Source organism: Mycobacterium sp. ACS4054 (genome assembly GCF_001667275.1).
Taxonomy (GTDB): Bacteria; Actinomycetota; Actinomycetes; order Mycobacteriales; family Mycobacteriaceae; genus Mycobacterium.
The window spans coordinates 20,169-44,763 of sequence record NZ_LZHV01000015.1 but is presented as its reverse complement, the minus strand read 5'-3'; the positions used below and the strand labels follow the sequence as shown (position 1 = coordinate 44,763).

The window sequence follows — 24,595 nt, the reverse complement described above, 5'->3', positions numbered from 1 at the left end:
GTGATCCAGCAACACCGATACGACGTGGTGATCGTCGGCGCCGGCGGTGCCGGCATGCGCGCCGCGGTGGAGGCGGGTCCGCGCGTCCGGACCGCGGTGCTCACCAAGCTCTATCCCACCCGTAGCCACACCGGCGCCGCCCAGGGCGGGATGTGCGCGGCGCTGGCCAACGTCGAGGACGACAACTGGGAATGGCACACCTTCGACACCGTCAAGGGCGGCGACTATCTCGCCGACCAGGACGCGGTGGAGATCATGTGCAAGGAAGCCATCGACGCGGTGCTCGACCTGGAGAAGATGGGGATGCCGTTCAACCGCACCCCCGAAGGCCGCATCGACCAGCGCCGGTTCGGCGGGCACACCCGCGAACACGGCAAGGCCCCGGTGCGCCGGGCGTGCTACGCCGCCGACCGCACCGGCCACATGATCTTGCAGACGCTCTACCAGAACTGCGTCAAGCACGACGTGCAGTTCTTCAACGAGTTCTACGCGCTGGACCTGGTTCTCACCCAGACGCCGAGCGGTCCGGTGGCCACCGGCGTGGTGGCCTACGAGCTGGCCACCGGCGAGATTCATGTGTTCCACGCCAAGGCCGTGGTGTTGGCGACCGGCGGCTCGGGCCGCATGTACAAGACCACCTCCAACGCGCACACCCTGACCGGCGACGGCATCGGCATCGTCTTCCGCAAGGGACTTCCGTTGGAGGACATGGAGTTTCATCAGTTCCATCCGACCGGCCTGGCTGGGCTGGGCATCCTGATCTCCGAGGCCGTGCGCGGCGAGGGCGGCCGGCTGCTCAACGCCGACGGCGAGCGGTTCATGGAGCGCTACGCACCGACCATCGTCGACCTGGCACCGCGCGACATCGTCGCGCGGTCAATGGTTTTGGAGGTGCTGGAAGGCCGCGGCGCGGGCCCGAACAAGGACTACGTCTACATCGACGTGCGCCACCTCGGCGAGGACGTGCTCGAGGCGAAGCTGCCCGACATCACCGAATTCGCCCGCACCTACCTCGGCGTGGACCCCGTGCACGAGCTGGTCCCGGTCTACCCGACGTGCCACTACGTGATGGGCGGCATCCCCACCACCGTCACCGGACAGGTGTTGCGGGACAACACCGCCATCGTCCCAGGCCTGTACGCCGCCGGCGAGTGCGCCTGCGTGTCGGTGCACGGCGCGAACCGGCTTGGCACCAATTCGCTGTTGGACATCAACGTCTTCGGGCGCCGCGCCGGCATCGCCGCCTCCGACTACGCCGACGGGCACGACTTCGTGGAGATGCCGGCGAATCCCGAGGCGATGGTGGTCGGCTGGGTCCGCGACATCCTCAGCGAGCACGGCAACGAGCGCGTCGCCGACATCCGCGGCGCCCTGCAGCAGTCGATGGACAACAACGCCGCGGTGTTCCGCACCGAAGAGACGCTCAAGCAGGCGCTTACCGACATCCACGCCCTCAAGGAGCGGTACTCCCGAATCACCGTGCACGACAAGGGAAAGCGCTTCAACAGCGACCTGCTGGAGGCCATCGAGCTGGGCTTTTTGCTGGAGCTGGCCGAGGTCACCGTGGTGGGGGCGCTGAATCGCAAGGAATCCCGCGGTGGTCACGCCCGGGAGGACTACCCGAACCGTGACGACGTCAACTACATGCGCCACACCATGGCCTACAAGCAGGGCACCGATCTGCTGAGCGACATCGCGCTGGACTTCAAGCCCGTCGTGCAGACCCGCTACGAACCCAAGGAACGGAAGTACTGATGTCCGACAGCGTCGACGTCGAGGTGGACCGGGGACCGGAGCCGCCGCTGCCGCCCGTCCCCGAGGGCGCCGTGCTGGTGACCCTCAAGATCGCCCGGTTCAACCCCGACGACCCCGACGCATTCGCGGAAACCGGTGGCTGGCAAAGCTTTCGGGTGCCCTGCCTGCCCAGCGACCGGCTGCTCAACCTGCTGATCTACATCAAGAGCTACCTGGACGGCACGCTGACCTTCCGGCGCTCCTGCGCGCACGGGGTGTGCGGCTCGGACGCCATGCGCATCAACGGCGTCAACCGGCTGGCCTGCAAGGTGCTGATGCGTGACCTGCTGCCCGAGAAGCCGGGCAAGCAACTCACCATCACGGTCGAGCCGATCCGCGGACTGCCGGTGGAGAAGGACCTGGTGGTCAACATGGAGCCGTTCTTCGACGCCTACCGCGCGGTCAAGCCGTACCTGGTCACCAGCGGGAATCCCCCTACGCGCGAACGCATTCAGAGCCCCACCGACCGCGCCCGCTACGACGACACCACCAAGTGCATCCTGTGCGCGGCCTGCACGACGAGTTGCCCCATCTTCTGGCACGAGGGCAGCTACTACGGGCCGGCGGCGATCGTCAACGCGCACCGGTTCATCTTCGACAGCCGCGACGAGGCCGCCGCCGAGCGCCTCGACATCCTCAACGAGGTCGACGGCGTGTGGCGGTGCCGCACCACGTTCAACTGCACGGAGGCCTGCCCCCGCGGCATTCAGATCACCAAGGCGATTCAGGAGGTCAAGCGCGCGCTGATGTTCACCCGCTGATCACCTGCGCGGGTCACACAGCTCGTGATGGCTGCTCTGGTTGCCGCCCAACCGCTTTGCCTCATACATCGCGGCGTCGGCGGCGGTGACCAACTCCCCCAGCAGCGATTGCGGTTCCGAGGCGGTGTCGTCGAGGTGGGCGCAGGCCGTGCCGATGCTGGCGGTCACTCCCGCGGCCGACGCGGCGATGGCGCGACACATCCGCGCGGCCAGCGACTCGGCGTTGCACGCCTTGGAGGTGCCGGCCAACAGGAATTCCTCGCCGCCGCTGCGGGCCACCACCGATTCGTCGGAGGCGGCCGACAGGGCCTGGGCGACCTGGACCAGTGCGCGGTCCCCCGCGGCGTGACCGAGCCGGTCGTTGATGTCTTTGAAGTGGTCGAGGTCGATCAGCATGACCACCAGGTGGGAGTCGATGCCGCGCCGGGCCAAGATCATGCCCAACGCCTCGTGCTGAAACGTGCGCCGGTTCAGCAGGCCCGTCAGCGGATCGCGGTCGGCCTGCAGCAGGTCCCCCGTCAGGGCGCGCATCAGAATCCGAATGGCCAGCGGCAGCGCGATGTTGACCTCGATCACCAGCCACAGATCCACCCCGGCGAGGCTGGGGTGCCCGGACCTCGCCAGCGACAAGGCCTCCCAGGAGCCGACCGCGGCGGCCACCGCGAAGTTGTAGAGCACCAATCCCGTGGTGTGGAAGAACGCCATGTACGCGCCGAAGGTCGCGAAGGCGATGCAGCCGATCAGCGCGGCCAGCGGGTTCGGATGCGCCAGGCAGGCCAGCGCGACGGCGGTGTTGCAGGTCAGGGCGTAGGCGATGGACTGCCCGCGCGTCGGCCAGCGCCACGCCCACAGCAGCACGCCCGCCACCCCACCGGCGGCGGCCGACCACATCATCGCCACCGGCACCGATCCGCGGGGGCCGTCCGAGCCGGCCAGCAACGCGATGAGGCACAACACCAGCGACGCCGAAAGGAACGCGATCGCCGCCCGGGTGGCGCCGCTGAGGCCCCGCGACGCGAGATAGCCGGAGAGCCAGTCGTACTGATCGGCCCGCCGGCTAAACAGCGCGGTCATCGTTGACTCGCAATCGCCACCACCGCTCATCGACGTCGAAAGGCTAGCCGCATGCTACGGCTCTCCCGCCGCCCACGAGGCGGATTTCCGCGTCTGTGCGCGCGAGGCCGTCACACTTTCGCGTGCCATCCCGTCTGAGGGATATGACACAGAAAACGCGCATCGAGCCCCTGTCCCCCAACCGCGCCGGGCCGCTGACCCGCGCCATGTACCGGATCGCCAAGCGCCGCTACGGCCAGGTTCCCGAACCGTTCACCGTGACCGCCCACCATCGCAAGTTGATGGTCGCCGGGGCCGTGCACGAGACGATGCTCGATCGGGCGTCCAAGACGCTGCCGGTCGGCGTGCGCGAGCTGGCGGTGCTGTGGACCGCTCGCAGCATCGGCTGTTCCTGGTGCGTCGACTTCGGGTCCATGCTGCAGCGCCTGGACGGCCTGGACATCGAACGGCTCAAGGACATCGACAACTACGCCACTTCGACGGCGTTCACCGACGACGAGCGCGCCGCGATCCGCTACGCCGACGCGATGACGACCGATCCGCACACCGTCACCGACGAGCAGGTGGCCGACCTGCGCGCCCGGTTCGGCGACGCGGGGGTGATCGAGCTGACCTATCAGATCGGCGTGGAGAACATGCGGGCCCGGATGAACACCGCGCTGGGCATCACCGAGCAGGGATTCAGTTCCGGGGACGCGTGCCGGGTTCCGTGGGCGGCCACGCCGTAGCCGGTGACCAGCGCTCCCCCGATCGACGGACCCGGGGTCGTCCGATGTGGGGAAGGCCGGCTCCCCCACCGCGGGAGCCGGATGGTGGAAGACACGGCGCGGCCGAGCGGGGATAGTCATCGTGTGCCCGAAAACGGACGCCACCGGACTTGGAGAATCGACATGGACCAACTCGCTAGCTCCGATCGGTGGGCGCCGCAACGGCGGCTCGGTGTCGTGGATGGGTTGGGCCCCCGCACCACCGCCCGGTTCTACGCGATGCTGTGCGAGAACCATAGGGCGCTGACGGGCGGTTCATACCCGGACGTGGTCGTGCACACCATCGGTGTGCAGCGGCGCCTGGTGGACGCCGCCGCGGCCGGCTCGCCTCGGCCCGGGCACCAGGAAGCGTTGCGGGACCTCGTGACCCGGACCTCTCGCTCCCTCGCCGGAACCGGCGCGGACGTGATCGCCGTCGCTTGCAACGCCACCACGGTCGACCCCGCGCTGGGCGCACTCACATGCGTCGGCATGGTCGAGGCGACCGGCCGGAAGCTGCAACGCCTGAACGTCCGCCGGGTCGGACTCGTCGCGTCGAGCATCATGGTGTCCTCCGCGGCCTACGAGCGCGGCCTCGGCGACGCCGGCATCGCCGTCGTGGCCCCCGCGCCGGGCGATCAGGAGATCGTCGACCGGTTCATCGAGTCGCTGCAATGGTCCACGGCTCCCGTCCCAGTGCCAGAGGAATTCCGCCGGGTCATCGCCGGGCTCGGGGAGAATGTGGACGCGCTGATACTGGACTGCAATGAGCTCTACGGCGTCGTCGACGCCGAGATGGCGGGCAAGCCCGTCGTCGACAGCGTGACCGCGCTGGTCGAGGAAGCATCCCGCCTCTTGGTGGATCCGGGCACCCGCGCGACCCCGCCGACCGACATTGAATCCATTGCCGCGGCGCGGCCGTCCCGCCGCTGGGCGCTGTCGCGTTGGCGGCCGCACCGGCCGCAACGCGGCGCCGCCGAACTCATTCGGATCCGCGACATCGCTTAGGGCGCAAGCCTTTTCGTTGCCGGCGCCGATCGCGAGGGTCCGCGGCGGCCATTCTTGATGCCGGCCGGCGCCGTCGGAGGCCCCGGTAACCGCCCCCATCCGGGCGGCGCGACATTGAAGGCATTGACGCCCGCCGTCCCCGCGAAAAGGGCCGCGGTGCAACTTCTGCAGAGTCGGTGAAAACCGCTCGCCCATCGTGATATACAGCCATTACTCCTGGGCTCGTCGCTAGTCATCGCTGGGTCGGCCACGGCGGACGGGGGGCCGGCTCGCCGGGGCATACAGGTTGCGGAACTGGGTGCGAAGCCAAACGGAGGGGTATGAAGTCGCCCTTGGACTGGTCGCTGATCGACTTCCCGGCGCAGGCGCTGATCGCCGTGTCGGTGCTCGGCCTTCTGGTCGCGCTGTTGTGCAGGCGGGGGCGCCAGTGGTGGCTACGGGCGGTGCCGCTGTGCGTGGCCATAGCGGTGGCGGTCGCGGTGGCCGGCTATTTCACGGTGAACTACCGCTGGCATCCCTATCCCGACATCATCCCGTGGACGCTGTTCGCCTGGGGCGGGGTCGCCGCCCTGGTGTTGTGCCTGTCGGCTGCCAGGATGCGCCGGTCCGGCTGGCCGGTGCGCGCGCTGATGGTGCTGGGCGTGCTGTGGTCGGTGGTGGTGATCGCCGCGCAGGCCAACATTCACTATGCGGCGTTCACCACCGCACGCAAGCTGGTGAACCCGCTGCTGCACCCCGTCGGCGACCTGTCCTCGGTCGCCTCGAGCCAGGCCAGCGCGGTGCGCGCCGCGGCGGGCAGCACGCTCGACCAGCTGTGGCAGCCGCCGGCGAACATGCCCGCGGACGGCCAGGTGGTGAAGGCGTCCATTCCGGCGTCGGGCCGGTTCAGCCCGCGTGAGGCGCTGATCTACCTGCCCCCGGCCTACCTGGCCACACCGCGGCCCGAACTGCCCGTGCTCGTCCTGCTTCCCGGCGACCCGGGAGCGCCGCGCGACTGGATCGACAAGGTGCACGTCGACGACGCGCTCGGCCAGTTCGCCGCGCGTCACAAGGGCCTGGCCCCGGTGGTGGTGATGGCCGACCAGCAAGGTGTCGCGGAAAACAATCCGAGCTGCGTGGACTCCGCCTGGGGCACGCCGCAGACCTACCTGGCCGAGGACCTTCCGCGCTGGGTATCGGCGAACCTGCAAGTGAGCCGGGACCACCGCCAGTGGGGGATCGGCGGCCTGTCGTCCGGCGGCACGTGCTCGCTGCTGGTCGGGCTTCGCGCCCCTGAGGCCTATGCCAACGTGGTGGACATGTCCGGCCAGCGGGAGCCGATCCTGACCAGCCACGCCGAAATCGTCGCCAAGTTGTTCAACGGCGACGAGGCCGCCTACAACAACGTCACACCGAAGGACATCATGGCCAAGCGGCAGTATCCGGACACCAACGCGCTGATCACGGCGGGTTCCGACGACGGGGTCTACAACCCCCAGCAGCGGGAGATCTACGCGGCCTGCCAGCAGGCCGGCATGAAAGTGCAGTGGCAGGAATTTCCCGGAGGACACACCTTCGCCGTGTTCCGGGCCTCGTTCGAAGCGGCGATTCCGTGGCTGGCGGCGCGCACGGGGCTGACCCAATGACCGCCGCGGTGCTCGACAAACCGACGACGGTGCTCGACAAGCGCGCCGTCGTCCAGCACAACGCGCGGCGGGCGCTCGCGCTGCTGCGGCAGTCGCCGGTCACCGTCGGCCTGGTCGTCACGCTGTGGGTGCTCGGCGCGGTCACCCACGCGTGGTCGGTGTGGTCGAACAACACCGAGAATGCGCCGGGCATGCCCCACGGCCTGGTGGCCAAGGTCGCCATCGGCACATCCCAGCTGGAGCGCGGCTTCTGGTGGACGCCGCTCACCGCCGGGCTGTGGAACGTGTCGCTGGCCGCCTACGTCGTCGCCACGCTGTTCACGGTGGCCGTGGGCGTTCCCGCCGAACGTTTGCTCGGCCCACGCCGCACCGCCGTATTCCTGGTGACCGGCCAGGTGCTGAGCAGCCTGCTCGGTGTCGGCGCCGTCGCGCTGCTGTCACGCACCGGCGACTCCTGGTTGACCAACCTCGACAAGGAGGTCGCGGTCGGCACCACGCCGGCGCTGGTCTGCCTCGCCGTGGTGATGACGTTCAAGCTGTCGGCGCTGTGGCGGCGCCGGCTGCGGCTGTTGATGTTCAGCGGCGTGGTGGTGTTCGCGCTGTATTCGGGCACCCTGCTCGACGTCTTGCGGGTTTTCGGCGCGGTGGCCGGACTGCTGTTGGGCTGGCTGTTCTACCGGTCGGAGGCGCGTGCCGCCGTCTCGCCCCCCTCCCGCTCGGAGGCCAGGGTGCTGGTGGCCACGGTGGTCGCGGCGACGGCATTCGGCCCCCTGCTGACCCTGCTCGGTTCCACCGGCGCCTGGCTCGCCTACCCCGGCTACGGCCCGCTGCGAATCTTGCAGTCGCTGTTCGCCTCTCCCGCCGAGGACAGCGAGCGCATGCGGCAGCTGTGCGTCGATCCCGGGTTGAGCGAGGCGTGCCGGCTGGCGGTCTCGCAGACCCTCGGCACCGGGGTGGGGTCGGCGATCACCTCGGTCGGGCCGGCGCTGCTGCTGCTGGCGGCCGCGGTCGGTTTGCGCCGGGGGCGCCGCTTCGCTTGGTGGTTGGCGTTGCTGCTCAACGCGGCGCTGGTCGCGGGCAGCGCCTGGTTCGCCGTGCTGTGGACCCGCGACGCGGCCGACGCGGGATCTTTCGTGCACGACGCGGACGACACATACTCGTTCGCCCACGACACGTTGATTCTCATCGCCCCAATCGTGGTGCCCTGCTTGATGATTGCGCTGTTGTTGTTCACCCGGCCGTTGTTCACGGTGACCGCGCCGCGCGCCACCTACCTGCGGCTGGGGCTGGGCCTGGCGGCCACCGCGGCGCTCACCGCCGGCGGCTACCTGCTGGTTGCATTTTGGGAGCGCAAAGAATTCGATCCCCCGCCGAGCCTCGCCCAGCTGGTCTCCGACCTGCCCACCCGCTACCTGCCGCCGGCCTACGAACTGGCGCACAGCGCAAAGTTCTTGCCCAACAGCGGGCTTGCGCTCCTGGCCTGGGAGTTCTGCGGAGCGGTGTTCTGGGTGATGCTGCTGGCGGGCTTGGTGGTCAGCTTCTGGCGGGCGAGCGTCGTCGTCGACGACGAGGCGGCGACCCGGGCACGAAACCTGATGGTGGCCAACAGCGGATCCTCGCTGGCCTACATGAGCACCTGGCCTGGCAACGCGTACTGGTTCACCGAGGACGGACGCGCGGCGCTCGCCTACCGCGTGGTGGCCGCGGTCGCGCTGACCACCGGCGGCCCGCTGGGCGACTCCGGCGCGCAGGACGACGCGATCCGCGGGTTCGAGCGGTTCTGCGACCGTAACGGCTGGACGGCGTGCATGTACAGCATCACCGAGGACGTGCGTGACCGCGCGCTGGCGCTGGGCTGGTCCGCGGTGCAGGTGGCCGAGGACACCGTGGTGCCGTTGGCCGAGCTGGAGTTCAAAGGCAAGAAGTGGCAAGACATTCGGACCGCGCTGAACAAGGCGGCCAAGGAGGGCATTCGCGCCGAGTGGACGAGCTATCCGGAGGCGCCATTGTCGATCCGCGACCAGGTGCGGGTGATCTCCGAGGAATGGGTCGCCGACAAGGGCATGCCCGAAATGGGTTGGACGCTGGGCGGTTTGGACGAGCTCGACGACCCGGCCGTGCGATGCCTGATCGCCGTGGACGAGCAGTGGATCGTGCACGGCATCACCAGCTGGTTGCCGGTCTACTCCGAAGGGCAGACGGTCGGCTGGACGCTGGACTTCATGCGCAGGCGGGGCAGCAGCCCCTTCAAAGGCGTGATGGAGTTCTTGATCGCCTCTGCCGCACAGAGCTTTCGGGAGGAGGGCGCGGAGTTCCTCAGTCTGTCCGGCGCCCCGCTGGCCCGGCTGGCCCGGGGCAACGAGGTCACGGCGTTGGACCGCATCCTCGACGTCACCGGCAAAGCGCTGGAGCCCGTGTACGGCTTCCGGTCGCTGCTCAGCTTCAAGGCCAAGTTCCAGCCCGAGTACCAGCCGCTGTACATGGCCTACCGCGACCCGTCGTCGCTGCCCGCGATCGCCAACGCGATCAGCCGCGCCTACCTACCGAACCTCACCGCGCGCCAAGGGATCCGGCTGGCGCGCAAACTCGCCCGCAGATAGTCGCCCGCCATGGCGACTCCGGCGTCAGGGGCGCCGCAGCGGAGAGCCGGTGAACTTGTCCGGGTTGGCGATATCCCATAGGGCGCTGACCTTTCCGTCGCGCACCGTCACCGCCGTGATCCGCGGCATCATCTCGCGGTACCCGTCGGCCGCAGGCAGCCCCGCGGTGTAGATGCCCAGCTCGCCGTTGACCAGACCCAGCTCGTACGAGGTGAACATGCCCGGGCCGTACCGCTGGGCCAGGCCCAGCATGAACCGGACCACCTTGTCCGGGCCGTGGATGGTCTGAACGGCCGTGGGCGCCTTGCCATTCGAATCGCCGGTGAAGGTGACGTCGGGGTGCAGCAGCGAGACCACGGCGTCCAGGTCGCCGGCGGCCATGGCGGCCATCAGCCGGCCCACCACCTCGTCGTGCGAGGGGTCGGGCCTGGGCGGCGGCTCGGCCGTCACGGCCTTGCGGGCCCGCGACGCCAGCTGTCGGGCGCCGGCCTCGCTGGTGCCCAGCACCTCGGCCACCTCCGCGAAGGGCACCGCGAACCCGTCGTGCAGCACGAACGCGACCCGCTGATCCGGCGACAGCCGCTCCAGCACCACCATCGCCGCGAACCGGGCGTCCTCTTGGGCCACCACGGCCGACAGCGGGTCGGTCCGGTCGAAACCGGTGACCACCGGTTCCGGCAGCCAGTTGCCGGTGTAGGTCTCGCGCCGGTGCGCCGCCGAGCGCAACTTGTCCAGGCCCAGGCGGCTCACCACGGTGGTCAGCCAGGCCCGTAGGTCGTCGATCTGGCTGTCCTGCCCGTCCCAACGCAGCCAGGCCTCCTGCACGATGTCCTCGGCGTCGGCCACCGTGCCCGTGAGCCGATAGGCGACCGCCATCAGGTGCGGTCGCAGGGCTTCGAATTGTGAGACCTGTTCGGTCCCGGTCATATCGCGAGCCTAGCGCGGCGACGGCGAGCGCCGAAACGGCGCGAGAAAGGAGCCGCGCCATCAGCCCAGCGCGGCGACGGCGAGCGCCGAAACGGCGCGAGAAAGGAGCCGCGCCATCAGCCCAGCGCGATTAGTCTCGCAGGCACCATGACAGAACACCTGTGGCTGCACTTCGCCCGGCACGGCGCCGGAATCACCCCGCCGGTCATCGTCCGCGGCGACGGCGTGACCATTTTCGACGACCGCGGCAAGAGCTACCTCGACGCCCTGTCCGGGCTGTTCACGGTGCAGGTCGGGCACGGCCGCACCGAACTCGCCGAGGTCGCCGCGCGGCAGGCCAGCACGCTGGCGTACTTCCCGCTGTGGAGTTATGCCACCCCGACCGCGATCGAGCTCGCCGAGCGGCTCGCCCGCTACGCCCCGGGCGACCTGAACCGGGTTTTCTTCACCACGGGCGGGACCGAGGCCGTCGAGACCGCGTGGAAGCTGGCCAAGCAGTACTTCAAGCTCACCGGCAAACCCGGTAAGCACAAGGTGATTTCGCGGTCGATCGCCTACCACGGCACCACCCAGGGCGCCCTGGCCATCACCGGCCTCCCGTCGTACAAGGCGCCCTTCGAACCGGTGACGCCGGGCGGCTTCCGGGTGCCCAACACGAACTTCTACCGCGCGCCCGAGCCATTCGCCAACGATCCCAAGGCGTTCGGGCGATGGGCCGCCGACCGGATCGCCGAGGCGATCGAGTTCGAGGGCCCGGAGACCGTCGCCGCCGTGTTCCTCGAACCGGTGCAGAACGCGGGCGGTGCCATCCCCCCTCCCCCGGGCTATTTCGAGCGCGTGCGCCAGATCTGCGACGAGCACGACGTGCTGCTGGTGTCCGACGAGGTGATCTGCGCCTTCGGCCGGATCGGCTCGATGTTCGCCTGCAGTAGTGAGATCGGGGACTTCGGCTACGTGCCCGACATGATCACCTGCGCCAAGGGCCTGACGTCGGGCTACTCACCGCTGGGCGCGATGATCGCCAGCGAGCGATTGTTCGAGCCGTTCAACGACGGAGCCACCGTCTTCCCGCACGGCTATACCTTTGGCGGACACCCGGTTTCGACGGCCGTCGGGCTGGCCAACCTCGACATCTTCGAGCGCGAGGGCCTCAACGACCGGGTCAGGCAACACGCGTCCGCCTTCCGCGCCACCCTGGAGAGGTTGTACGACCTGCCCGTCGTCGGCGACGTCCGCGGCGAGGGCTACTTCTACGGCATCGAGCTGGTCAAGGACAAGGCGACCAAGGAGACGTTCAGCGCCGCCGAATGCGAACGGGTGCTGCACGGCTTCGTGTCCCCCGCGCTTTTCGAGGCGGGCCTGTACTGCCGGGCCGACGACCGCGGGGATCCGGTCGTGCAGGTGGCGCCCCCACTGATCAGCGGTCAGGACGAATTCGACACCATCGAATCGATCCTGCGCGACGTGCTCGGCAAGGTGTAGCCGCCTTTTTTGAGCGCGGGCAAACATAACGATTAGCGGAAATACAAGTCGCCGTCGGCCGCCGGAGGTGTACGTTCGCCGCGATGGGCGCTCTCAGCCGAACCTCTTAAAGGAGCCGCGGCAGGGTGAAGAACGGACCGGGGGCCAGACCGGCTGGCAAAGCGCCGTTGCTGCCGCGGACGATCGCCCGTCTCGCGGTGCCGATCGTGCTGTTGTGGCTGGGGCTCACCGCGATCCTCAATATCGCCGTCCCGCAGTTGGAGGCGGTCGGCAAAACCCACTCGGTGTCGCTGAGCCCGAAAGACGCCGCCGCGGTTCAGGCGATCAAGCACATCGGCCAGGTGTTCGGCGAGTTCGACTCCAACACCGCCGTGACGATCGTGCTGGAAGGCGAAAAGCCCCTCGGTAGCGACGCGCACCGGTTCTACGGCGAGCTGATACGCAAGCTGTCGGCGGACACCTCGCACGTCGCGCACATTCAGGATTTCTGGAGCGATCCGCTGACCGCGGCGGGATCCCAAAGCGCGGACGGCAAGGCCGCGTACAGCGTCGTGTACCTCGTCGGCAACAACGAAACCCAGGCATACAACTCGGTTCACGCCGTCCGGCGCATCGTCAACGGCACGCCGGCGCCGCGGGGGGTCAAGGCGTACGTCACCGGCCCGTACGCGCTGATCGCCGACCAGACCGAGGCCGGCGACAAGAGCGTCGCCAAGGTCACTCTGATCACCACCCTGGTGATCGCGGCGATGTTGCTGTTCATCTACCGATCCGCCGTCACCATGGTTTTCGTCCTGGTCATGGTCGGCGTCGAGCTGGGGGCGATCCGCGGGGTCGTCGCGTTTCTGGCCTACCACAACGTCGTCAGCCTGACGACCTTCGCGACGAACCTGCTGACCCTGCTGGCCATCGCCGCCAGCACGGACTACGCGATCTTCATGCTCGGCCGCTACCACGAGGCGCGTCACCTCGGTGAAGACCGAAAGACGGCCTTCTACACCATGTTTCACGGCACTGCCCACGTGATTCTGGGCTCGGGCCTGACGATCGCCGGCGCCATGTACTGCCTGAGCCTGGCCCGGCTCCCGTATTTCAAGACGCTCGGGGCCCCCTGCGCCGTCGGCATGTTGGTGGCCGTGCTGGCCGCGCTCACGCTCGGCCCGGCGGTGCTGACCGTGGCCGGCTTCTTCAAGCTGCTCGATCCCAAGCGCCGGCCGAACACTCGGTGGTGGCGGCGGGTGGGCACCGCGATCGTCCGCTGGCCCGGCCCGGTGCTCGCCGCCACGTGCGCGGTGGCGTCCGTCGGCCTGCTGGCCCTACCGAACTACAAGACGACGTACGATCTGCGCGGATTCATGTCGCCGGACATGCCGTCTCTGGTCGGGGACCGGGCCGCGGGCCGGCACTTCTCGCAGGCCCGGCTGAATCCCGAGGTGCTGTTGATCGAGACCGACCACGACATGCGCGACCCAGTGGACATGCTGGTGCTGGACAAGGTCGCAAAGGCCATCTTTCACAGCCCCGGTGTCGCACAAGTGAAGTCGATAACCCGGCCCCTGGGGACTCCCATCAAGCACACCTCGATCCCGTACATCCTCAGCATGCAGAACGTGGTGAACGACGAGAACACGCAGTTCATGAACGGCCGGCTGGACGACATGCTGGTGCAGGAGCACGCCATGGACGCATCAATCGCGGCGATGCAGCGCATGTATCAACTCATGGGCGAGATGATCGACGACACCACGGATATGGATCACCTCACCCACGACATGTCGGCCATCACCGACACGATCAGGGATCACTTCGCGGACCTCTCCGATTTCCTTCGGCCGATCGGCAGCTATTTCTATTGGGAGAGGCACTGTTTCGACATCCCGGTGTGCTGGGCGTTGCGAGCGATATTCGACACGTTCGACAACGTGGACCAGCTGAGCGAGAAGCTGCAATTCCTCGCCAAGGACATGGACGTCTTGATCAGGCTGTTGCCGCAGATGCGCGCGCAGATGCTGCCGATGCTGTCGACGATGACCATCATGCGAGACGTGTTGGTGGTCTGGCACGGCACGCTCGCGTCGTTCAACAAGGAACAGGAGATGAACAGCAAAGACCCCGGCGCGATGGGCCGGGTCTTCGACGCCGCCAACGTCGACGAGTCGTTCTACCTGCCCCAATCGGTCTTTGACGCACCGGGTTTCAAGCGGGTGCTGAAGTTGTTCGTGTCGCCCGACGGCAAGGCGGCCCGCTTCATCATCTCGCTGGACGGGGATCCCGCTACGCCCGAGGGCATTTCCCGCGTCGAGCCGATTCAGCAGGCGGCCAAGGAGGCGATCAAGGGAACGCCGCTGCAGGGCGCCGTGATCTCGATGGGCGGCGTCGCGGCGACGTTCAAGGACCTGCAAGAGGGCGCCCTCTACGACCTGCTGATCGCCGTCGTCGCCGCGATCAGCCTGATCTTGATCATCATGATGATCGTCACCCGAAGCATCATCGCCGCCGCCGTCATCGTCGGGACGGTGCTGCTGTCCCTGGGCTCGTCGTTCGGCCTGTCCGTCCTCGTCTGGCAGGACCTTCTCGGCATCGACCTGTACTGGCTGGTGTTGGCGATGTCGGTGATGCTGCTGCTGGCGGTCGGATCGGACTACAACCTGTTGCTGATCTCCCGGCTCAAGGAGGAGCTCGACGCCGGGCTGAACACCGGGATCATCCGCGCGATGGCCGGCACCGGCGGGGTGGTCACGGCCGCGGGCATGGTGTTCGCCGTGACGATGTCGTTGTTCGTGTTCAGCGATCTGCGGATCATCGGTCAGATCGGGACCACCATCGGCCTGGGCCTGCTGTTCGACACGCTGATCGTGCGCTCGTTGATGACGCCGTCGATCGCCGCGGTGCTCGGGCGCTGGTTCTGGTGGCCGCAACCGGTGCGCCCGCGCCCGGCCAGTCAGATGCTGCGGCCGTACGCGGCCCGGCGGTTGGTGCGCGCCCTGCTGCTGACGCCCGCCGAAAGGTCGCCGCAGGCGGAGCCGCGCTAGGCGGGCACCGCCGCGCTCCGTGGCTGCGACGCGGGCGCGCCCAGCGCCGCGACGGCGGCGGCGACGGCCAGGACCACCACGACGGCCACGGGCCAGATCGCGGAGCGGTTCTGCGCGATGCCGCCGAAAGCGCCGCCCAACGCCGTGGTTTCGAGGGCGAGCAGCGTCGAGCAAAACGCGATGAGCGTTCCGCGGTGGGGTTCGGCGGCCACGACGCTGATCCACGAAATGGCCGCGGCGAAGACGGCCAGCGCGGCGACCGTCGCCAAGAAGAAGGCCGTGCCGTAGGCCCACATGTGGGTCCACTGGCCGCACGACTGGGCCGCGATGGACAGCGCGCCGGCGGCGGCGCTGAGCAGGGCGCTGCCCAGCATCATGCCGCGCACCCCGAACAGCTGGTGAACCTTGTGCCACAGCGCGGAACCGATGACCATGCCGGTGGTGGACAGAAACACCAGCACCCGCAGATTGCCGCTCTGTTGCGCGGTGCGCAGCGCATAGAAGGTGGTGCCCAGCGTCACCGGGGCGAACAGCAGGAAGGTGACCACGTACCGGCGAAACCACGGCTGGGTGCGGGCGACCCCGATGCCCTGCCGGTAGGTGTCGCGCACGGACGTCCTCGGGGCGGTCGAGGCGGACCGCGCCGGGCCGACGAACAGCGCGGCGAAGCCGGAGGCGGCCAGGCCGAACGCGCCCAGGCACAGCAGGTCACGGTGCAGCGTCGCCTTGTCGCCGGTGGCCAGCCCGGGCACGACCAACAGCGCGGCGACGGTGGCCACCACCGACGCGATGGTCCCCTGGACCATGAGCAGCTTCAACGCGGACAGCTTGCCGGAGGCCATGTCCGGGTAGGCGACGTTGGAGACCGCGACCAGGACGCCGCCGCCGGCGCTCGTCAGCAGGAATATCGCCGCCGCGAGCACGCCGTTCCAGGCGATCACCGAGTCGCACAAGATGAGCGCGGCCGCGCCGGCCGCCATCGCCGCCAGCATCAGGTGCCGCATCTGGCCCACTCGCCGCAGGACCGCCGGCGACACCGAATTGCCCACGATGGATCCGAGGCCGTACGCCGGAAACAGCAGCGCGGCCAGCCAGGTCAGGCCCAGGTGCGCGCAGATGAACGGCAGCACCACCGCGCCGTTGCTGAACTGCATTCCGGCGGTGTAGAACGCGCCCTGGGAGGGCATGCGCGGGAACGGGTTCGTCTGGGCTGACACCCCGTCCGGTACTACGGCCATGACGAGGACGTTATGCGCGCTGAGCAGGCAGAACTATCCTCCGATCGGACGGGACCGGACGAATTGCGTGTCCCCCGATCGGGGGAACGGGCGGCGGGTCAGCCGGCCGCGAGGATCCGATTCACCTCGTAGGCGGCCAGCGCCAGCTCCCGGGACCGCGGGGTGGTCGGGTCGCTCTGGAATCGCGCGACCGCGTTGCACAGCCAGGCGAGCGCGGACCGCAGGTCGGCATCCGGTGTGGTGTCACGATGCGCCTTCAACTCGGTCAGCACCTGGTCGAGCCCGGAGCGGCGGACCTGCGTTGCCTTCTCGACCTGCTTGATCAGGTTTTTCAGCGGCCGGGGGCCGGGTGCGCCGGCGCCACCGCCGGAACCCCGCAGCCGAGACCACAACCCACCGTTTGGAATAACCGACATTCTAGGGGCTGAAGGCGACCCTCGACGGCTTCGGGCGCGGATCGAGCTGCTAGGCCTCGCTGGGCTCGCGGCGGTCGATGGCACGCCGAGTTCCCGACCGGGGTGCGCCCAGGGATGCGAGCGCTGCGACGGCGGACAGCAGGAACACCACGACAACCGGCCAGATGGTGGTGTGTTTCTGGGCTATTCCGCCGAGCGCGGCCCCGAGCACCGTGGACATGACTGCCACCACTGTCGAGCAAAAGCCGATCAGTGTCCCGCGGTGCTGTTCGGCCGCGAACGCGCCGATCCACGAGATGCCGGCAGCGACAACGGCCGCACCGGCCACCGTCGCCAGTAAGAACACCGTGCCGTACACCCAGACACGGAACCAATGGCCGGACATCTCAGTCAGCACGCACAACGCGGCGGCGACGGCGCTGAGGACGCCGCTGCCGGCCAGCATGCCGCGCACTCCGAATGCCCGGTAAACCTTTGACCACAGGGGCGAACTGACCACCAGCCCGATGCTGGAAACGATGACGAGCACATGCAATCCGCCGCCCTGATGCGCGGTTCGTAACGCATAAAAGGTGGCGCCCAAGCTGACCGGAGCGAACAGCAACGACGTGATCACATACCGGCGAAACCACGGCTCAGACCGAGCGATCGCGAAGCCCTGCCGATAGGTATCCCGAAACGACATTTGGCTGGTGCGGGGCATCGACCGTATCGGGCCTAGGAACAATGCCGCGATTCCGGATGCGGCTAGCCCGACTGCGCCCAGCCACAGCAGGTCGCGGTGATACGCCATTGTGTTGCCGTGGGCCAGCAGTGGCACAAAGACCAGAGCGACGGCAGTAGCCAGCACCGAACCGATGGCCCCCTTGACGAGTAGCAGCTCGCCCCGGCGAAAGTCGGACAGCTCGCTGGAAATCAGGTCGAGATACGCAACGCGGGACAGCGCAACAACGACCCCGCCGACTGCGGACACCAGCACGAACACCGCCGTGGCGAACAGTCCGGTCCAGGCGATTGCCGCGTCACAGACGATCAGCGCCGCGGAGGCCGCCGCTAACACCGCCAGCAGCAGGTGCCGCATCTGGCCTGCTCGCTGCAGCGCCGCCGGAGACATCGAGTGCCCCAAGATAGAGCCGATGCTGTACGCGGGAAAAAGCATCGCGGCCGCCCACGTGAGACCGTGGTGCGCCGCAATGAACGGCAACACCACGGCACCGTTGCTCAGCTGCATCCCGGCGGTGTGGATGGTGCCTTGGGAAAGCAGCCGCCAAAACGGGTTCGTCTCTGCCGACGCGTCGGGCGCGAACGGTACGCGCATGCCGGGTCACGATACCGGGCCCTGAACTGCGAGAACGGCACTTCGAACGGATACGATCCGCGAAATTGACTGCTCAGAGCCGAGTGACCGGCCGGTCTTAACTCCTGTCCCAACAGTCACAGCGCGGCTCCCGGGAATCGGGGCCGCGATCGCCTAGTCTGCACAGATAATGAGCCTCATACGTTCCGTATCGTGCCTGGCAGCGGCGGTTTTCCTGACGGCCGCGCCGGTCGCGCTGCCCACCGCGAGCGCCGAGCCCAACGCCGCGCCGCCGAGCTGCCCCTTCAAGGTGAACACCCCACCGGCGGTCGATTCGTCGGAGGTTCCCCAAGCCGGCGACCCGCCGATCCCGCTGGCGGTGCCGCCCAAGCCGGTCGGCGGCGAGGCGCTGGCCAGCTGCGGGATCGTCGCCGCCCCGGACACGCCGCCGCTGCCCACCGACGTCTCCGCCGACGCGTGGCTGGTGGCGGACCTGGACAGCGGTGCGGTGATCGCGGCCAAGGACCCGCACGGCCGGCACCGCCCCGCCAGCATCATCAAGGTGCTGGTCGCCATGGCGTCCATCAACGCGCTCAACCTGAACAAGGCGGTACCCGGCACCGCCGACGACGCGGCCGCCGAGGGCACCAAGGTGGGCGTGGAAGAGGGCGGGGTGTTCACGGTCAACCAGCTGCTGCACGGCCTGCTGATGCACTCGGGCAACGACGCCGCGCACGCGCTGGCCATGCAACTCGGCGGCATGCAGCAAGCGGTGGAGAAGATCAACGTGCTGGCCGCCAAGCTCGGCGGCAAGGACACCCGGGTGGCGACGCCGTCCGGGCTGGACGGCCCAGGCATGAGCACCTCGGCCTACGACATCGGCCTGTTCTACCGATACGCCTGGCAGAACCCGACTTTCGCCGACATCGTCGCGACGCGCACGTTCGACTTCCCCGGCCACGGCGACCACCCCGGTTACGAACTGGAGAACGACAACCAGCTGCTCTACAAGTACCCGGGCGCCCTGGGCGGCAAGACCGGTTACACCGACGACGCCGGCCAGACGTTCGTGGGCGCGGCCAACCACGATGGGCGCCGCCTGATGGCGGTGCTGCTGCACGGGACGCGGCAGCCGATCGCCCCGTGGGAGCAGGCGGCGCACTTGCTGGACTACGGGTTCGGCACGCCGCGGGGCACGCAGGTCGGCAACCTGATCGAGCCCGACCCCTCGCTGGCGCCCGCCAAGCGCGACACCGCCGCCGACCGGCAGGCCAACGGCGCCCAGGCCGCCGACCTGCTGCCCTCGGCCGACGCGTTGCCGGTGCGGGTCGGCGTCGCCATCATCGGCGCCATCATCGTGTTCGCGTTGATCATGGTCGCGAGGTCGATGAACCGCCGGCCGCAACATCAGCATCGTTGACCGCAGAAGTTTGCTGTGGCACCGTCTTGCGGATGAGCGAAGCCTTGTATGAGGACTCCGGCCTCCGGCTCGACGAGGACGGAATCACTATCCGGCGCTATTACTTTCCATTGGCCACCCCGAAGCGGATCCCCTACAGCAAGATCCAGGGCGTCAAAACCGAGCAGATGACCTGGAACAGCGGCAAGGGTCGGATCTGGGGAGCGGGCGACCCGCGCTATTGGTTCCCGCTGGACGTCCGGCGGGGCCGCAAGCAAACGCTTTTGGTGCTCGAGCTCGGGCGCCAGGTGCGGCCGTGCATCAGCCCCGACGACCCCGAGCGGGTTATCGAATTGCTGCGCGATCGGCTGCGGACCGGCGGCGCCACATAACGATTAGCCGAAAGCCCCGATGATTTGGCGCATCGACGGTAGCCTCTAACTCGCTAACGCAACAAAACATCGAATTGTTATTGCGACCCGGTGACCAAGCACGGGGGTAAGAATGATTTCGGTTACCCGAGTCGTCAAGCGAATGTGGTTGTTGCTGGCCGTCATCACCATCGTCTGTGTCGCGGCGTTCGGTATTTACCGCCTGCACAGCATGTTCGGCGTCCACGGACACCCGACCGTGAGGGTCAAGGCCGACCTCGAGGATCCGTTGTTCGACCCGAAACACGTGACGTACGAAGTCTTCGGTCCCGCCCCCACCGCGAGAATCGCCTATTTGGATCCCGACGCGCGCGTGCAACGGCTGGAAGACATTCCGCTGCCTTGGTCGGAAACGCTGACGACGACACTGACTTCCGTCACCGTCAACCTTTTGGCACAAAGTAGCGGCAGCGAGATCGGGTGCCGGATCAAGGTGAACGGAAAGACCGAGGACGAAAGATCCGAGACGGGCCCGAAAGCCCTGACCTTCTGCCAGGTGAACGCCGGATGAGCGAAACGGCCCCCGCTTCCCGTCCGCCTGTAATGCCACAATTGATCCGCCGGTTCGCGGTGCCCATCGTCCTGTTATGGCTGGCGCTCACCGCAATTCTCAACATCGCGATCCCCCAACTGGAAGCGGTCGGCAAAGCGCATTCGGTTTCGATGAGTCCCGCGGGCGGCGCGTCGATTCAGGCGCTCAAGCGCGTCGGCCGGGTGTTCGGGGAAACCGGATCCGACAACGTGGCCACCATCGTGCTGGAAGACAGCAAACCCCTGGGCGACGACGCCCACCGGTTCTATAACGCTCTGCTGCAACGCCTTTCGGCCGACACCAAACACGTGGCGCACATCCAGGACTTCTGGAGCGATCCACTGACCGCGGGGGGATCGCAGAGCCCCGACGACAAGGCCGCCTACGTCGTGGTGTATCTCGCCGGCAAGAGCGAAACCGCCGCGTACAACTCGGTTTACGCCGTGCGCCAGATCGTGGACACCACGCCCCGGCCGCCCGGGCTAAAGGCCTACGTGACCGGATCGACGGCGATGATCGCCGACGAATCGGAGGCCGGCGACAAGAGCATCATGAAGGTAACCCTGATCACCGGGGTGGTGATCGCGGCCATGCTGCTCTTCATCTACCGGTCCGTGGTCACCATGATCCTCGTCCTGCTCATGGTCGGGATCGAGCTGGGGGCCATTCGCGGGGTGGTCAGTTTTCTGGTTGCCCACAACGTCTTCGGCCTTTCGACGTTCGCCACCAACTTGCTCACCCTGCTGGCCATCGCTGCCTGCACGGACTACGCGATCTTCATGCTCGGCCGCTACCACGAGGCGCGCTACGAGGGCAGGGATCGAGAGTCCGCGTTCTTCGCCATGTTTCACGGGACCGCCCACGTGATCCTGGGCTCGGGCCTGACGATCGCCGGCGCCATGGCTTGTCTCAGCTTCGCCCGGCTGCCGTACTTCAAGTCGCTCGGCCCGCCGTGCGCGGTGGGCATGCTGGTCGCCGTCCTCGCCGCGCTGACGCTCGGGCCGGCGGTGTTGACCGTCGCCAGCTTCTTCGCGTTCTTCGACCCCAAGCGGCGGATGGCCACTCGGCGGTGGCGCCGGGTGGGCACGGCCATCGTTCGTTGGCCCGGCCCCGTTCTCGCGGCGACCTGCGCGGTGGCGTTCATCGGGCTGCTGGCGTTGCCGAGCTACCGGACCACCTACGATCTGCGCGGGTTCATGCCGGCCAGCATGCCGTCCCTGGTCGGGGACAGGGCCGCCGGCCGGCACTTCTCGCAGGCCCTGCTGAACCCGGATGTGCTGTTGGTCGAGACCGATCACGACATGCGCACGCCGGTGGACATGCTGGTGTTGGACAAGATCGCGAAGACCATTTTTCACAGCCCCGGCATCGCGCAGGTGAAATCGATTACCCGGCCCCTGGGAACGTCCCTCAAGCACACCTCGATTCCATTCATCATCAGCATGCAGAGCGTCGGGAACGCCGAAAACATGGGATTCATGAAGGACCGATTGGACGACATGGTGGTGCAGCAGCAGGCCATGGACGTGTCGATCGCAACGATGAAGCACATGTACGAACTGATGGGCCAAATCGTCGACAACACCGTCGACATGGATCACCTCACCCATGACATGTCGGCCACCACCGACACGATCAGGGATCACCTCGCGGACCTCTCGGATTTCCTTCGACCGATCGGCAGCTATTTCTATTGGGAGAGACACTGTTTCGACATCCCGGTGTGCTGGGCGATCAGGTCGGTATTCGACACGTTCGACAACGTGGATCAACTGAGCCAGAAGCTGGAATTCCTCGCCAAGGATCTCGATGTGCTCACCAAGCTGCTGCCCGAGATGCGCGCGCAGATGCTGCCGATGATTTCGACGATGACGATCATGCGGGACATGCTGGTGGTCTGGCACGGCACACTCGTCTCGCTCTACAAAGAGCAGGAGATGAACAGCAAGGACCCCGGCGCGATGGGCCGCGTCTTCGACGCCGCCAATGTCGACGATTCGTTCTATCTGCCCCAGTCGGCGTTCGACAACCCGGATTTCAAGCGGGGCCTGAAGATGTTCGTGTCCCCGGACGGCAAGGCGGCCCGCTTCATCATCGGCCTGGACGGCGACCCGTCGACCCCCGAGGGCATTTCCCGCGTCGAGCCGATTCAGCAGGCGGCCAAAGAGGCCATCAAGGGAACGCCCCTGCAGGGCGCCGCGATCTCGATGGGCGGCACGGCGTCGACCTACCGGGACATCCAGGAGGGCGCCTTCTACGATCTGCTGATCGCCGGCGTGGCGGCGATCAGCCTGATCTTGATCATCATGATGATCGTCACCCGGAGCCTGATCGCCGCCGCCGTGATCGTGGGGACCGTGCTGCTGTCGCTGGGCTCGTCCTTTGGCCTGTCCGTCCTTGTCTGGCAGGACCTTCTCGGCATCGACCTGTACTGGCTGGTGCTGGCGATGTCGCTGATCCTGCTGCTGGCGGTCGGATCGGACTACAACCTGCTGCTGATTTCGCGGCTGAAAGAGGAGATCGGCGCCGGCTTGAACACCGGCATCATCCGCGCGATGGCCGGCACCGGCGGGGTGGTGACCGCCGCCGGGCTGGTCTTCGCGGTGACGATGTCGCTGTTCCTGTTCAGCGATCTGCGGATCATCGGTCAGATCGGCACCACCATCGGCCTGGGGCTGCTGTTCGACACGCTGATCGTCCGCGCGTTCATGACGCCGTCCATCGCCGCGTTGCTCGGGCGGTGGTTCTGGTGGCCGCAACGCGTGCGCCCCCGGCCGGCCAGTCAGATGCTGCGGTCCTCCGGACCCCGCCGGTTGGTGCGCGCGCTGCTGCTGCCGCCGCCGCCCGAGAAAGCGCCGGAGGCGATGCGGCCCTAGGCCGCCTGCAGGCAGGGCGCCGGCGCAACCGCTGAGCGGTCCGGGCCGGCGACCCGAAGCTCGACCGCCCGCCGCTTCTCCGGCGCGGGCGCACCCAGCGTCGCGATGGCGGCCGCGATGGTCAGTATCAGCAGGAAGACGTCCGGCCACACCGTGCCGCGCATCTGGGCGATCGCGCCGAGCGCGGCCCCCAGCACCGCGGTCGCGACGTTGAACACCGTCGAGGCGAAGCCGATCAGCGTCCCGCGGTGCTCTTCGGCGGCGAGGACGCTGATCCACGAGACGCCCGAGGGGAAGATGGCCTGGGCGGCCACCGTCGCCATGAAGAACGCCGTGCCGTACGCCCACGCGTGGGTCCACTGGCCGCTCGACTCTGCCGCGATGCACAGGACGACGGCGGCGACGCTCAGCAGGGCGCTGCCCAGCAGCATGCCCCGCACGCCGAACACGCGGTACAACTGGCGCCACAGCGTGCAGCCGATAACGAGGCTGATGCTGGAAAGGACGATCAGCACCTGCAGGCTGCCGTGGTGGTGGGCGGCGCGCAGGGTGTAGAAGAAGGTGCCCAGGTTGACGGGGGCGAACAGCAGGTAGGTCAGCACGTAGCGGCGGAACCACGGCTGGGACCGGGCCACCGCGAAGCCCTGCCGGTAGGTGTCCCGCACGGACATCCGGGTGGTGGTCGAGGCGGACCCCATCGGGCCGACGAAAAGCGCCGCGACGGCCGACGCGGCCAGACCGACGGCGCCCAGCCACAGCAGGTCGCGGCGATACGCCATCTGGTTGCCGTGGGCCAGCATCGGCACGACCAACAGCGTGACGCCGGTGGCCAGCACCGACCCGATGGCCCCCTGGATCAGCAGCAGTTCGCCGCGCCGCGCCGCCATGAGCTTGTTGGACACCAGGTCGGGGTAGCCGACGGCGCCGATCCCGACGACCACCCCGCTGACCACGCACGTCAGCAGGAACACCGCGGCGGTCAACATGCCCGTCCAGGGAATCAGGGCGTCAAGCAGGAGCATCGAGGCCGCGGTCGCCCCCAGCCCCGCCAGCAGCAGGTGGCGCGCCCGCCCGGACCGCGCCAGGACCGCCGGCGAGATCGAATTGCCCATCAGCGCGCCCATTGCGTACGCCGGAAAGATCAGCCCGGCCGCCCAGCCGAGGCCCTGGTGCGCGCAGATCACGGGCAGCACGACGGCGCAATTGCTCAGTTGCATCCCCGCGGTGTAAAGCGTGCCCTGGGACAGCAGCCTGCCGAATGGGCTTTTCTGCGCCGGGGCGGTGGGCAGCAACGTGACGGACATAACAAATGAATGTAGGTCCGGTGAAGACTGGGACACATCCGCCGATCGGACAT

Annotated in this window: 17 protein-coding genes and 1 pseudogene; 12 read left to right on the top strand and 6 right to left on the bottom strand. The window is 67.9% G+C overall.

Annotated elements, in window-relative coordinates:
* Both sdhA and A5730_RS02980 read left to right on the top strand, forming a co-directional pair.
* Positions 1-1,755: a succinate dehydrogenase flavoprotein subunit gene (gene sdhA / locus A5730_RS02985; RefSeq protein ID WP_067895443.1), complete on the top strand. Its 1,755-nt coding sequence runs from the start codon at positions 1-3 to the stop codon at positions 1,753-1,755.
* Complete coding sequence (locus A5730_RS02980; protein ID WP_055402944.1) at positions 1,755-2,555, top strand: succinate dehydrogenase iron-sulfur subunit; 801 nt, start codon at positions 1,755-1,757, stop codon at positions 2,553-2,555. Before sdhA ends, A5730_RS02980 begins: the two co-directional genes overlap by 1 nt.
* Here the strand turns inward: A5730_RS02980 and A5730_RS02975 are convergent, their stop codons facing one another.
* Positions 2,556-3,629, bottom strand: a complete 1,074-nt coding sequence (locus tag A5730_RS02975; protein ID WP_067895440.1) for a diguanylate cyclase — start codon at positions 3,627-3,629, stop codon at positions 2,556-2,558.
* 110 nt (positions 3,630-3,739) lie between these two features.
* Here A5730_RS02975 and A5730_RS02970 point away from each other — a divergent pair.
* The 4 genes and pseudogenes from A5730_RS02970 to A5730_RS02955 form a co-directional block, all read left to right on the top strand.
* Positions 3,740-4,357 (top strand): annotated as a pseudogene (locus tag A5730_RS02970) (carboxymuconolactone decarboxylase family protein); the annotation flags it as partial.
* Positions 4,358-4,519: 162 nt separating this feature from the next.
* Positions 4,520-5,383: an aspartate/glutamate racemase family protein gene (locus A5730_RS02965; protein ID WP_067895435.1), complete on the top strand. Its 864-nt coding sequence runs from the start codon at positions 4,520-4,522 to the stop codon at positions 5,381-5,383.
* 320 nt (positions 5,384-5,703) lie between these two features.
* Entirely contained in the window at positions 5,704-7,008 is a 1,305-nt protein-coding gene (locus A5730_RS02960) for an esterase family protein (RefSeq protein WP_067895432.1), read from the top strand.
* Positions 7,005-9,608 (top strand): phosphatidylglycerol lysyltransferase domain-containing protein, encoded by a 2,604-nt coding sequence (locus A5730_RS02955; protein WP_067895429.1) that lies wholly within the window; start codon positions 7,005-7,007, stop codon positions 9,606-9,608. The genes A5730_RS02960 and A5730_RS02955 overlap by 4 nt, the downstream gene beginning before the upstream one ends.
* 24 nt (positions 9,609-9,632) lie before the next feature.
* Here A5730_RS02955 and A5730_RS02950 read toward each other — a convergent pair whose 3' ends face one another.
* Positions 9,633-10,535: a sigma-70 family RNA polymerase sigma factor gene (locus A5730_RS02950; protein ID WP_067895426.1), complete on the bottom strand. Its 903-nt coding sequence runs from the start codon at positions 10,533-10,535 to the stop codon at positions 9,633-9,635.
* A 129-nt stretch (positions 10,536-10,664) separates the two neighbouring features.
* On the opposite strand from A5730_RS02950, the gene A5730_RS02945 reads away from it, so the two are divergent.
* Together A5730_RS02945 and A5730_RS02940 are read left to right on the top strand one after the other, a co-directional pair.
* Positions 10,665-12,017 carry an aspartate aminotransferase family protein gene (locus A5730_RS02945; protein ID WP_082946691.1) on the top strand — a complete coding sequence of 451 codons (1,353 nt, stop codon included), beginning with the start codon at positions 10,665-10,667 and terminating at the stop codon, positions 12,015-12,017.
* 125 nt (positions 12,018-12,142) lie between these two features.
* Positions 12,143-15,049 carry an RND family transporter gene (locus A5730_RS02940; RefSeq protein ID WP_067895421.1) on the top strand — a complete coding sequence of 969 codons (2,907 nt, stop codon included), beginning with the start codon at positions 12,143-12,145 and terminating at the stop codon, positions 15,047-15,049.
* Here the strand turns inward: A5730_RS02940 and A5730_RS02935 are convergent.
* The 3 genes from A5730_RS02935 to A5730_RS02925 all read right to left on the bottom strand — a co-directional run bounded on the left by A5730_RS02935 (position 15,046) and on the right by A5730_RS02925 (position 17,913).
* On the bottom strand, positions 15,046-16,287 hold the full coding sequence (locus A5730_RS02935; protein WP_156745662.1) for an MFS transporter: 1,242 nt from the start codon (positions 16,285-16,287) through the stop codon (positions 15,046-15,048). The two genes, A5730_RS02940 and A5730_RS02935, sit on opposite strands and share 4 nt — an antisense overlap.
* A 98-nt stretch (positions 16,288-16,385) precedes the next feature.
* Positions 16,386-16,622 (bottom strand): hypothetical protein, encoded by a 237-nt coding sequence (locus A5730_RS02930; RefSeq protein WP_369829851.1) that lies wholly within the window; start codon positions 16,620-16,622, stop codon positions 16,386-16,388.
* Positions 16,623-16,752: 130 nt separating this feature from the next.
* Positions 16,753-17,913: an MFS transporter gene (locus tag A5730_RS02925; RefSeq protein WP_156745661.1), complete on the bottom strand. Its 1,161-nt coding sequence runs from the start codon at positions 17,911-17,913 to the stop codon at positions 16,753-16,755.
* Positions 17,914-18,190: 277 nt separating this feature from the next.
* On the opposite strand from A5730_RS02925, the gene A5730_RS02920 reads away from it, so the two are divergent.
* From A5730_RS02920 to A5730_RS02905, 4 genes are all read left to right on the top strand, one after another.
* Positions 18,191-19,420, top strand: a complete 1,230-nt coding sequence (locus tag A5730_RS02920) for a D-alanyl-D-alanine carboxypeptidase family protein (RefSeq protein WP_067895407.1) — start codon at positions 18,191-18,193, stop codon at positions 19,418-19,420.
* Positions 19,421-19,452: 32 nt separating this feature from the next.
* Positions 19,453-19,791, top strand: coding sequence for a hypothetical protein (locus tag A5730_RS02915; RefSeq protein ID WP_055405505.1), 339 nt, complete (start codon positions 19,453-19,455; stop codon positions 19,789-19,791).
* Positions 19,792-19,903: 112 nt separating this feature from the next.
* Positions 19,904-20,341, top strand: a complete 438-nt coding sequence (locus tag A5730_RS02910; RefSeq protein ID WP_067895403.1) for an MmpS family transport accessory protein — start codon at positions 19,904-19,906, stop codon at positions 20,339-20,341.
* Positions 20,338-23,238, top strand: coding sequence for an RND family transporter (locus tag A5730_RS02905; RefSeq protein ID WP_067895401.1), 2,901 nt, complete (start codon positions 20,338-20,340; stop codon positions 23,236-23,238). Before A5730_RS02910 ends, A5730_RS02905 begins: the two co-directional genes overlap by 4 nt.
* On the opposite strand, the gene A5730_RS02900 is transcribed toward A5730_RS02905, so the two are convergent.
* The gene (locus A5730_RS02900; RefSeq protein ID WP_067895398.1) at positions 23,235-24,542 is read right to left on the bottom strand and encodes a hypothetical protein; all 1,308 of its coding nucleotides are present in this window, start codon (positions 24,540-24,542) and stop codon (positions 23,235-23,237) included. The two genes, A5730_RS02905 and A5730_RS02900, sit on opposite strands and share 4 nt — an antisense overlap.
* Between the last annotated feature and the right edge of the window lie 53 nt (positions 24,543-24,595).

What these genes read in the sequence shown, in the direction of transcription:
- A5730_RS02980 (WP_055402944.1), top strand. Translation starts at nt 1,755, where the DNA reads ATGTCCGACAGCGTCGACGTCGAGGTGGACCGGGGACCGGAGCCGCCG.
- A5730_RS02975 (WP_067895440.1), bottom strand. Translation starts at nt 3,629, where the DNA reads ATGACCGCGCTGTTTAGCCGGCGGGCCGATCAGTACGACTGGCTCTCC.
- A5730_RS02965 (WP_067895435.1), top strand. Translation starts at nt 4,520, where the DNA reads ATGGACCAACTCGCTAGCTCCGATCGGTGGGCGCCGCAACGGCGGCTC.
- A5730_RS02960 (WP_067895432.1), top strand. Translation starts at nt 5,704, where the DNA reads ATGAAGTCGCCCTTGGACTGGTCGCTGATCGACTTCCCGGCGCAGGCG.
- A5730_RS02955 (WP_067895429.1), top strand. Translation starts at nt 7,005, where the DNA reads ATGACCGCCGCGGTGCTCGACAAACCGACGACGGTGCTCGACAAGCGC.
- A5730_RS02950 (WP_067895426.1), bottom strand. Translation starts at nt 10,535, where the DNA reads ATGACCGGGACCGAACAGGTCTCACAATTCGAAGCCCTGCGACCGCAC.
- A5730_RS02935 (WP_156745662.1), bottom strand. Translation starts at nt 16,287, where the DNA reads ATGGCCGTAGTACCGGACGGGGTGTCAGCCCAGACGAACCCGTTCCCG.
- A5730_RS02920 (WP_067895407.1), top strand. Translation starts at nt 18,191, where the DNA reads ATGAGCCTCATACGTTCCGTATCGTGCCTGGCAGCGGCGGTTTTCCTG.
- A5730_RS02915 (WP_055405505.1), top strand. Translation starts at nt 19,453, where the DNA reads ATGAGCGAAGCCTTGTATGAGGACTCCGGCCTCCGGCTCGACGAGGAC.
- A5730_RS02910 (WP_067895403.1), top strand. Translation starts at nt 19,904, where the DNA reads ATGATTTCGGTTACCCGAGTCGTCAAGCGAATGTGGTTGTTGCTGGCC.
- A5730_RS02905 (WP_067895401.1), top strand. Translation starts at nt 20,338, where the DNA reads ATGAGCGAAACGGCCCCCGCTTCCCGTCCGCCTGTAATGCCACAATTG.
- A5730_RS02900 (WP_067895398.1), bottom strand. Translation starts at nt 24,542, where the DNA reads ATGTCCGTCACGTTGCTGCCCACCGCCCCGGCGCAGAAAAGCCCATTC.